At 36.8% G+C, this 11,257-nt stretch carries 9 protein-coding genes; 6 read left to right on the top strand and 3 right to left on the bottom strand.

Going from position 1 to position 11,257, the window contains the following annotated elements:
• Together H515_RS15200 and dinB are read right to left on the bottom strand one after the other, a co-directional pair.
• Window positions 1-165 (bottom strand): helix-turn-helix domain-containing protein (locus H515_RS15200; protein ID WP_154653652.1); only part of this gene is annotated, 165 nt, incomplete at its 3' end.
• Between the two features lie 339 nt (window positions 166-504).
• On the bottom strand, window positions 505-1,599 hold the full coding sequence (gene dinB, locus H515_RS0105520; RefSeq protein WP_025876157.1) for a DNA polymerase IV: 1,095 nt from the start codon (window positions 1,597-1,599) through the stop codon (window positions 505-507).
• A 183-nt stretch (window positions 1,600-1,782) separates the two neighbouring features.
• On the opposite strand from dinB, the gene H515_RS0105515 reads away from it, so the two are divergent.
• From H515_RS0105515 to H515_RS0105490, 6 genes are read left to right on the top strand one after another with little or no spacing between them, the layout of a single operon-like run.
• The gene (locus H515_RS0105515) at window positions 1,783-2,403 is read left to right on the top strand and encodes a sugar transferase (protein WP_025876159.1); all 621 of its coding nucleotides are present in this window, start codon (window positions 1,783-1,785) and stop codon (window positions 2,401-2,403) included.
• 6 nt (window positions 2,404-2,409) lie between these two features.
• Window positions 2,410-5,034 carry an SLBB domain-containing protein gene (locus H515_RS0105510; RefSeq protein WP_025876161.1) on the top strand — a complete coding sequence of 875 codons (2,625 nt, stop codon included), beginning with the start codon at window positions 2,410-2,412 and terminating at the stop codon, window positions 5,032-5,034.
• Between the two features lie 27 nt (window positions 5,035-5,061).
• Window positions 5,062-6,414 carry a lipopolysaccharide biosynthesis protein gene (locus H515_RS0105505; RefSeq protein WP_036891531.1) on the top strand — a complete coding sequence of 451 codons (1,353 nt, stop codon included), beginning with the start codon at window positions 5,062-5,064 and terminating at the stop codon, window positions 6,412-6,414.
• Window positions 6,415-6,417: 3 nt separating this feature from the next.
• Window positions 6,418-7,683 carry a glycosyltransferase gene (locus tag H515_RS0105500; RefSeq protein WP_025876163.1) on the top strand — a complete coding sequence of 422 codons (1,266 nt, stop codon included), beginning with the start codon at window positions 6,418-6,420 and terminating at the stop codon, window positions 7,681-7,683.
• Between the two features lie 45 nt (window positions 7,684-7,728).
• Window positions 7,729-8,826 (top strand): GumC domain-containing protein, encoded by a 1,098-nt coding sequence (locus tag H515_RS13030; protein ID WP_025876165.1) that lies wholly within the window; start codon window positions 7,729-7,731, stop codon window positions 8,824-8,826.
• Window positions 8,827-8,859: 33 nt separating this feature from the next.
• Window positions 8,860-10,011, top strand: a complete 1,152-nt coding sequence (locus H515_RS0105490) for an EpsG family protein (RefSeq protein ID WP_025876167.1) — start codon at window positions 8,860-8,862, stop codon at window positions 10,009-10,011.
• A gap of 146 nt (window positions 10,012-10,157) precedes the next feature.
• Here H515_RS0105490 and H515_RS0105485 read toward each other — a convergent pair whose 3' ends face one another.
• Complete coding sequence (locus H515_RS0105485) at window positions 10,158-11,225, bottom strand: glycosyltransferase family 4 protein (RefSeq protein WP_025876169.1); 1,068 nt, start codon at window positions 11,223-11,225, stop codon at window positions 10,158-10,160.
• Window positions 11,226-11,257: the final 32 nt, after the last annotated feature.

The following is an 11,257-nucleotide window of genomic DNA, read 5'->3' as shown; positions in this document are numbered from 1 at the left end:
TGTCTCCCAGTTGTAGTGTCCTCTAATCCCACTGTTACGTCTTATTTCACGTGACACTGTACTTGGACTTACATTTATCGCTTTGGCAATGTCTTTTTGTTTCATTCCGTTTTGGAGTAGCACAGAAATTGTGTACCTTTGCTCCGAGGTTAATTGTTTGTACATAGCAATGCAAATTTAATTAATCTTTGGGAGACAGAGGTCTCCCTTTTTCATTTTTATGCATTGCTTGCTGATTTTTCCACTCATGGGGGCTGCTCGCCCCCCACCCCCTCGGTGTTTTCAGGTATAGATTATTAAGCTACACCCGTACTTGGGATTGCAGTTCTATGTTGAACTTGCGATTAACACATGACCAAAGGTCATCTTTCGAAGTGCAATAGGTGAGCTTTTAACTGACAAAAGATAAGCTTTTGAATAAGAATACATAACATCTTCATTTTCAATTCAAAAATATTATATCAATAAAGTAAATTTGTAAAGGATTTTCCTGTAAGTTAAAGGTTATATTAGTCTATCCGAAAAATCCAAATCCCCTTCTCTCCAAAGCGATAATTTATCACTGTTTTCATTTTCTCTACTTGCCGACGAGACCGACAACCCCAAAAGGCGAATGGAGCGTTTCTTATAATCAGTCTCTTGTAACAATTTTTTCGCTAACGGCAGAATTTCCTCTTTTGTACAGATTGACTGGTCAACCGTTACGCTTCGTGTAATTTGAGAATCAGCACTCCATTTAATCTTCAAGGTCAATGTCCTACCCTCGAAATCACTCTTCTTAATCCGTTCGGCCAGTTCAAGTGCGATATGATATAATTCTATGATAATCTGCGAAAAACGATGAATATCCTCTTTAAAGGTCTGTTCACATCCTACAGATTTTCTTTCCCTGCCAACAGCTACTGGTCGGTCGTCAACACCGCGTGCAAACGAATAGTAAATGTTACCTGTTTTGCCAAATACCTGAGTGAGATGTTCCAATGAAACCTGTCGCAGTTGTTCACCTTTAAAAATACCCATCTTATGCATCTGAAGTGCCGTTTTTGGTCCTACACCCCAAAATCTCTCAATAGGCAGACTACCTATAAAATCCATTGCCTTAGCTGGATGCACCGTAAAAATACCGTCTGGTTTCCTGTAGTCAGAAGCTATCTTCGCCAAAAATTTATTATAACTGATGCCAGCCGAAGCCGTCAGTTGGATTCTCTCGGATATTTTCCTCTTGATTTCCTTGGCAATATTGACTGCAAATTTCACTCCCACATTATTTTCAGTAACGTCAAGGAAAGCTTCGTCCAATGACAAAGGCTCTATGACATCCGTATATTCCGAAAATATATCATGGATTTGCGATGAGACCTCTTTATATTTCTCAAAATGAGGTTCCACTATCTGCAAATGTGGGCAACAGCGTTTAGCCTGAAAAACTGGCATCGCAGAATGAACGCCGAAAGACCGCGCCTCGTAACTGGCAGTTGTTACCACACTACGCAAGTCATCATAGCATACGGCTATGGGCAACCCTTTCAACCGTGGATTGTCTCGCTGCTCAACAGATGCATAAAAAGCATCCATGTCAATATGAATTATCTTCCGCATTTACCCGTTAACATCAACTTCGCACAAGAATATACCAAAAGGAACGCTCTCTCGAGGTTCTGTATCACTTTAGTATGCAAAGATAGCTAAAAAAAATCATAAGAATTAAATAAAATATAGTATCTTTGCAACAAATTACGAACTACTGAGTTATTATAAAAAACGAAGAGAGAATATTTGACAATGGAGCAAGCTAATACTTATGATGGCATGGGGATTTTCCAACGAATATGCAAAAGAGCCTTGGATATCTTCTTCGCATTATCAGGTTTAGTTCTCTTGTCTCCTGTGTTCCTCATTATTGCCATAATGCTGAAAAGGCAAGATAATGGACCAGTCTTTTTCCGGCAGATACGACTCGGATATAAGGGTAAGCCATTTGTCATTTTCAAGTTTCGGACTATGAGCAGTATCGTTGAGGAATATGGGCCCCAGTTAGTTGCAACCTGTGATGATTCGAACTCAACCAAACTTGAGCAATTCCTTAGAAGTCATCATATGGATGAGCTGCCTCAGCTTTGGAATGTGTTGATTGGTACTATGTCGTTTGTTGGGCCAAGGCCAGAACGCAAGTATTTCATTGACCAAATCATGCAACATACTGACCAATATCCACTTATATTCCAAATGCGACCAGGTTTGACATCCGAGGCAACCCTATACAACGGATATACAGATACAATGGGAAAAATGCTGAAGCGTATGGAAATGGATATTCGATATCTTGAGAAGCGTTCATTATGGTTGGACTTTAAAATTGTCATGAAAACTTTTACTTCAATTATTAGCGGAAAGAAATTTTAAGATAAAATGAAAAAATACATACTTTTATTCTTGATGGTTATAACGGGATTCCAAGTTACCTATGGACAGTCTTCAATGACAGACACACAGGTAATGGAATTTGTTGTAAAAGAACAAGGGAAAGGAACGTCCCAGGCACAGATAGTAACCAAATTGATGCAAAACGGTGTGGATATTTCCCAAATCAGACGCGTGAGAAATACCTACGAGAAGATGAAAAAAGGTAATGCCACATTGGGAGAGACCACCACTAAAGAATACGACCGCGGCAGAAAGAATAATGGGCAAAAAAGACCTGGGGTAAGCAAGCGACAGATTGCCGACGAGACGCTAGAGGATTACAAGGATGCGCAAGATGAAGCTGCCAGATATTCCAACCAACGCATAAATTCAAAATCCACAAACAAGAACACTTACGATGAGGAGGATGGAGAATACCTGATGATGCAAGAGGAGTTAGACAATTGGATGCCACAAGATACGGCAACGATGTATAAGAACCTCCTGAAGAAATTGAAGAAAAACAAAAAGGAGGTTTGGGGTAGAGACATTTTCAACAACCGCAATCTCTCTTTCGAGCCTAACATGAACATGGCTCTTCCAGCCAATTACAGACTAGGACCAGGAGATGCCGTTTTCATTGACATCTATGGGGCTTCACAGAAATCGTATGAAACGACAGTAGCTCCAGATGGCATCGTCACCATTGAGGGATTCGGCCCAATACAAGTCAGCGGACTTACCGTTAAGCAAGCTAACAATAAGATTCGGCGGATACTGGGTAAAAGATACAGCAGTTCCAACATTCGTCTGTCAGTTGGGCAGACACACACCATTATGGTGAATGTTGTAGGAGAAGTGAAGACACCCGGCACCTATACCTTGTCAGCCTTTGCTACAGTGTTCAACGCACTATATATGGCTGGAGGAATAGGAGAATTGGGAACTCTGAGGAACATCAAAGTCTATAGAAGGGGCTCACTGATAAGCACTGTTGACATTTACGATTTTTTAAGACGAGGACATCTGAGTGGCAATGTGCGACTTACCGACAACGACGTCATTGTTGTCGGTGCTTACGATATGTTAGTCAATGTCAGCGGTAAGGTTAAACGGCCGATGTACTATGAAATGAAACGCAATGAGAGTCTCGGCGCCCTGATTGGCTATGCCGGCGGTTTCTCAGGCGATGCCTACACAAAATCGGTAAGGGTTAGACGCAAGACCGGCAGACAATATTCTATTTTCAATGTAAACGAATTTGACATGAATCGGTTCACCCTTTCGGATGAGGATTCTGTTAGCGTTGACTCAGTAATTCCCCGTTACGAGAACATGGTAGAAATCAAAGGTGCCGTATTCCGTCCAGGCATGTATGAGGTCGGAGGCCAAATCAACAGCGTCAGGGCCCTTGTCGAGGCAGCGGAAGGCCTCACCGAAGTAGCTTTTGCTCCCCATGCAGTCATGCATAGGATGAAGGCGGACAGGACATTGGAGGTAATTTCTGTTGATATCGAAGGTATTTTGCTCGGCAGAGTGGCCGATATACCGCTTCAAAATGAAGATGTACTGTTCGTTCCGACAAGGAGTGACGTTCAGGAAGAGCGAACCATCGCTATTCACGGTGAAGTACAATTTCCTGGCACATATAAATATGCAGATAATGAAACATTAGAAGACTTTATCCTTCAGGCTGGAGGTTTGAAACAGACCGCCTCAACGGTAAGAGTCGATGTATCAAGAAGAATCATCAATCCAGAGGCATTGGCAACCGATTCTATTATCGCACACAGCTATTCATTTGCATTGAAAGATGGTTTTGTAATCAACGGCGAGGCTGGCTTTACGTTAGCTCCGTTCGATGAGGTTTTTATCAGAAAGAGTCCTGGTACAACAAAACAACAGAACATTACTATTGAAGGTGAGGTTTTATTTGCTGGAAACTATGCCTTAACAGGCCGCAACACCCGCCTAAGCGATATTTTCAAAGCTGCTGGCGGAGCCACGGAATTAGCTTACATCAAGGGGGCCAGACTTGAGAGGAAGCCAACAGAAGTTGAGCGGATGCGTATGGAAGCCGCTTACAAAATGCAAATGGAGCAAGAAAGCAAAAACATGCTCGACCTTGCAGCCAAGAGTTCCAACGCTGCTGGTATTATACAAGCTTCGCAACAAACTCAGAATACCCGTCTTAAGAAATTCCAACTTCCTGAGACCTACCCCGTTGGTATAGAGTTAGATAAAGCATTAGAGATGCCTGGCAGCGATGCCGACCTGATTCTTCGAGAGGGCGATCGCATCATCGTGCCCCAATACAACGGAACCGTAAGAATCAATGGAGCCGTGATGTATCCTAATGCCGTAAGCTATCGAGAGGGCAAAAACGTAGCTTACTACATCGATCAAGCCGGTGGTTTCTCGTCCGATGCAAAAAAGAGTCGCACCTACATCATGTACATGAACGGCACCCTCGCGAAAGTGGGACATAACGCGAAAGTACGTCCCGGGTGCGAGATTATCGTCCCAACAAAATCACGCGCCAAGATGAGTTTGGCAGAGCTTGTTACTATTGGCTCAAGTGCAGCAAGTATGGCAGCGGTGATCGCTACTATCGCAAATATTTTGAAATAACAAAAAATGTCATTGGGAATTTTCAGAATGATAATCAACAAGGGTATAAATCAATTTATAAGTACAGATGGCAGAAGTAAAATGCTCAAAAGCAACATCTTATATTCTGCTATTTTAAAAGTTATTGGATTAATAACCTCGCTCCTTGTTGTAACAATCACGCTAAACTATCTTAATTCTGAACTTTATGGAGTTTGGCTGACAATAACCTCTATCTTATATTGGTTTTCATTCTTTGATATAGGATTAGGAAATGGCATGCGCAACTATCTTACCGAAGCCGTTTCAAAAGGCAATTATAAAGAAGCCCAATCCTATTTAAGTACAACAATTATAGCATTGACAATGATAGCAAGTATCATTGCGATTGTAGGATTTATTTTATTAAAGCTATTAAATCTTAATAGTGTTTTTAACACAAATACGATAAGCAATACAGAACTACAAAACGTATTATTCGTTGCAATCGGATTTACCCTTATTTTATTTGTACTCAAGAATATTGGTTATGTTTTTGTAGCTCTGCAAAAATATGCTTTGTGGGATTTCATAAATACTTTGGGAAATATAATAGGGTTATTAATTATTTTTTTATTAACGAAGTTTACAAACGGAAAATTAATCTATGTTGTATTTGCATTCACTTGTACGCCTGCAATAATTTATATCCTCGCAGCAATACCAATCTTCAGCAAGTACCCAGAGTTTCGTCCTACAATTCAATCATTTAGAAAAGATTTTTTATCAACTATAGTAGGCAAAGGATTAGGATTCTTTTTAATTCAAATAACAAGCTGCTTGGTTATTTATGGAAGCTCAAACCTTTTTATCACCCAATTTTGCGGACCAGAATCAGTAACAACTTACAATATAGCCTATAAATTTTTTAATTTACTTGCTATCGGATATTTAGTCTTTATTTCTCCAATGTGGAATGCCTACACCGATGCGTATGTAAAACAAGACTTCAATTGGATAGAAAAAGCATTTAAATCAGCACTAAAGATTTGGTTGTTCACAGAATTTGCAGGAATTATTATGCTGATAGTTTCACAATACTTTTACCTTTTTTGGGTAGGCAAAGCGGTTCATGTACCTTTTATGGTATCACTATCTGTTTTCCTATATATTTCTTTTTTTAATCTTAATAATTGTGTAACCTATTTGCTAAATGGATTAAATAAGATTTATATTCAAATAATTACTTCCATAACTGCAACATTCATTTATTTAACAATAATGTTTGTTTGGGGGAAAAATATGAATATACAAGAAATTGTATTCTATATGTCAGCAGCCTATGGGACAATGACAGCAATACATTTTTACCAATGCAGGAAATTAATAAAACAAAAAGCAACAGGAATTTGGAATAAATAAAATATGGCAAATAAAGTTAGCGTCATAACAGTCGTTTTCAATGATGTTGCTCACATCAGAGAAACTATTGAAAGTTATCTCTCACAAACATGGGAGGATAAGGAATATATTGTCATTGACGGAGGAAGCACAGACGGAACATTAGATGTTATCAAAGAATATGCTGATAATATAAATTATTGGATTTCAGAAAAGGACAATGGTATGTATGATGCCATGAATAAAGGCATTCTTCATTCAACAGGAGATTGGATTAATATACTTAACAGCGGGGACACTTTTGCCAGTCCAACAGCCATAGAATATGCCTTAAAAAGCATTGATTTAAATAAAATAGACATTATTTACGGAGATAGCATAGAGATTGACAAAGGAAGCAAGAGAATTATAACAGCTCCGAACACTCCCAAATTATTGGAATATTATCCCATTTACAGGCATGGTTCATCATTCGTAAGGAGCAATGTTCACAAAAAATATCTTTACGACATAAATCGCAAAAAAGATCTAGGATTTGCCTTAGATTGGCACATGATATTTTCAGTATATAAAGCAGGATATAAATTCCAAAAAACAAAAACTATCATACAAACTTACGAAAGAGAAGGAATATCAAACAAGCCTTTTCAAAGTTTAATTTATAATTATAAAATAACCTCACAAGGAAAATTTAGTTACAAGAAAGCATTATTCTTCATCAAATCACTGATTTTATTTTCCTTCAAACAAAGTTCATTGTATAAGTGGATTTACGCTTTTGCAATGGAATATGTTGTAAACGACATTCTTCCCCATATTCCTTTTTGGAATATTCGCAAGAAGTACTTACAAGCTGTAAGAATGCAGATTGGCAAGCAATCGTTTATCATGAAAAAATGCTATATAAATAATGCAAATAAAATTATCATAGGTAATTATTCGCATATAAATCGCAATTGCCTTTTGGATGGACGAGGAGGCATCACAATAGGAAACAATGTTTCCATTTCGCATAATGTTCAAATTATTACGGGCAGTCATGACGTTAATAGCAAAACTTTTGATGCCTCGTATCTTCCTATCCTGATTAACGATTTTGCATGGATTGGTATAGGTGCAACTATTTTGCAAGGAATTGAAATTGGAGAGGGAGCAGTTGTCTGTGCTAATGCAGTCGTCACTAAGGGTGTAGCCCCTTACACTATTGTTGGTGGAGTTCCTGCAAAACAAATTGGAAATAGAAATAAGGATTTAGACTATCATTGCATTTGGGAGTCCCCTTTTACATAAAACCCATATAGAAAACCAGAATTATAAAGAAAGAATGATAAAGATATGAAAGATAATGAGAAATCAAATGAATTTGATATTATTTTAGCGATGAAGCAAATATTAAGAAGAAAATATCTACTGGTTTCCTTCTTAACCGTTTTCTCAGTTTTGGGTATTGTCATTGCATTAAATAGTCCGAAGGAATATACAGCCGAATCCATTTTAGCCCCTGAAATACAAAGCACAGGCTTATCAGGAAGCCTTTCTGATATGGCCGCAAATTTTGGTTTGGATTTAGACACAAAAAAATCTGTGGACGCTATATACCCTGAATTGTATCCAATAGTGGTGGGCTCAAATGATTTTATCAGAAATTTATTTGACATAAAAGTTAGAACAACAAAAAGTGATTCAGTAACAACTTATTTTAACCACTTAAAGTATCAAACCAAAGTTCCATTTTGGCAAACATGGAAACTAAAGTTGATACATGCATTAATAAAGAAAAATGACACAGCAAATTTAGTTGGCAACGTTGACAAATTTCAAATGCCTAAAAAAGAATTTGAAACTTGTGAAGGCATTAGAAACAATATTGCTTGTTTGGTTGATAACAAAACAAGCATCATTACTATAACCTGCACGGATCAAGACCCACTGGTGGCAGCCATTTTAGTGGATACTGTTCAAAATCGTCTTCAGGAGTATATCAACAAATATAAGACAAAAAAGAATAAAAATGATGTCTTTTATTATAACAAATTAAAGAATGAGGCACTCAATAATTATAAGACAGCTCAAAAGAAATACGCAAAATTTGCTGATGCCAACATTGATTTATCATTGCAAAGCCTACAATCAAAACAGGAAGAATTAGAAAACGATATGCAATTGAAATACAACACATATACCCAAATGACAGCTCAATACCAAGCATCATTGGCAAAATTACAAGAATCAACTCCAGCATACACCATACTTCAGCGTCCCATTATGCCTTATAAGGCATCAAGTACCCCACGTTTCGTCATTGTTTTGTTATTTGTTACTATAGGATTTTTCTTAGACGCAGTATGGGTTTTACTTATTTCTCCAAATCGAAGAAGGTTAGAGAATAACCAAGAGCGAGACAAAAGCGAAGATAAGAATCAGGAGGAATAACAAGCCTGATAATCTTATTGATAAAAAGCAAAGATGATATTTCCAATTCCATACCTCGTTGAAGTTGCCATCTTAGAAATTTGTGCCTGTATTTGTGCAGCACCAAGTGCGACAGAAACTAATCGAAAATATAGCATATTTGTCGCAATTACAACTTTCTTTGTATTCTTTGCATTTAGAGGATTCATTTTCAGTGATTGGATTATTTATTATCAATATTTTTATCATTGCGAATGGAGCGATATTTTCAAGTATAAGATTGGTTCCGTAGTATCCTTTGAACCCGGATTTACCATTTTAAACCTTTTATGCAAAAATATCGCCAATAATTACTTTTTCTTCCAAGCTGTTATTTGTTTTATTAATTTAATTCTACTTTTAAACTTCTTCAAACAACGCACCAACAATATTCCTTTAGGATTAACCCTTTATTTTGTATTTGGAGGGGTAGAAATAAGTACCAATTTACTTAGAAATTCTATTTCAATAATGCTCTTCTTAAATGCTTTACCATATCTTAAAAACAGAAAAATCATTCCTTATTTTTCATTGTGCCTCTTGGGAGCTTCTTTCCACTCATCGGCATTAATATATTTACCGCTTTATTTCTTCTTCCACAAGAAGTTGAATAAATGGATTTTTTTAGTAGTCGTTATAATATGCAATCTCATTTTCCTGCTCAAAATTTCAGTTGTATTGAGCGTTGTAAACATCATAGGATTGGATCAACAATTTGCTGAAAAATTAAAAGCCTATACCGAACTTTTCAATAAGGCCACCCCACTCTCTATAGGTTATATTGAAAGATTGTTTACCAGCATATTGGTTTTTACCTATTATAAGAAAATACAAAGTGAAGAATTTACGAAAGATGGCGCAATTATTATCAATGCTTTTTTGGCTTACCTCATTGCTTTCTTTTTCTTCAGTGAATTTGATACATTAAGTAAGCGAATCGGCATGCTCTTTATTTTCTCTTATTGGATTATATGGAAATCCCTTATGGATTGTTTCAATAATCACAATAACAGAGAACTCTTTAAAGCCTTTGTCTATTTTTATTGTCTCATCAAGATATGGTCAATGACCCAACTCCCAAGCATGGAATACGATAACATCTTATTTGGTCATAAATCTTATCAAGAAAGATTGATGATTTTCAATAGAACTTTTAAAGAACCGTAACAATTTGAAACCATAAGAGAAGTACGGATAGTATCTTTACTTATAAGTTCGTTGTATAATATCTAAACCATTCCTAAATGTTGGTTCTGTTCTTTATGGTAGATATTTAGAGTAGCCAATTCATTTTCACAGAACAATAATACATCTTAATCAGCTAAAGACTGATAAACTTTTAGGTGTTCATTGGCACATCGCTCCCAAGAAAACTTCTTCAGGCGTTCAGTTCCCCTTTGCCTCAAAGTTTCTTTTAAAGCATCATCTTCTATAACTTTCATAATTTGTGAAAACATTTCATCTACTGAATCAGGAGCAAAATACAATCCAGCGTCAGCTGCAATTTCAGGAAAACAACTTGCTGTTGATAAAACTACCGGACAATTACAACTCCAAGATTCTAAAATAGGCATTCCAAAGCCTTCGTAAAAGCTAGGGAAAACAAAAGCTATCGCATCTCTATATAATCTCACCATGTCTGCCTCGTCACAGCAGATTGCCTTCATATTATCTTCGATCCCCAAAGACTTAAACTTTGAATACTCTTTGTTTGAAAAACATGATGACGTGCAAACGACTTGAATATCTGGGAATGTACTGATTACTAAAGAACATGCTTTTACAAAATTATCAAAATTCTTATAGAATGTTCGCCTTCCGACATACAAAATATAAGGACGTTCTACTATTCTTTCGTGATTGAGTTTTGACAAATCTGGTATTTCAATCCCATGATAAATCACCGAAACCTTAGTCTCATCTACCTTAAAAAGCTGCAATAAATCTTTTTTAGTATTCTCACTTACAACAATAACGGAATCAGCACGTTCAAGCGATACTCTCTGCTGTTCTACTAATTCGGGATGTGGATCAATAGTTGATAGGTTGGCGTCATGATAAGTTGTTACCATAGGTTTACTACCTATTTTATCTAAACAATATGTTCCAAAATTGGTTTGATGAAAGATATCATAACATTTCTTTTTTATCATGAAATTACTATATGGTCTGTTTAAATATTCTTGCAAGACCGTCTGCCCCCTAAAATATTTTTTAAGAGTAAATGGCATTAACTTTTCAGCCCGTACATATTCATTACTTGTTAATAGCGTTGTCGTATCCCAGCACTCACGAGGTAGATACTTTAGAAGCATTGTAAAATATTTAGATGCGCCACCATAAACATAGCTAAAAATTTGATGGTCAAAAAGTACTTTCATATATTATATTCCACTATCGACAAAAATAACTA

Origin of the sequence: Prevotella corporis DSM 18810 = JCM 8529, from assembly GCF_000430525.1 — a bacterium.
Taxonomy (GTDB): Bacteria; Bacteroidota; Bacteroidia; order Bacteroidales; family Bacteroidaceae; genus Prevotella; species Prevotella corporis.
This window is presented reverse-complemented; position numbering and strand designations above follow the sequence as displayed.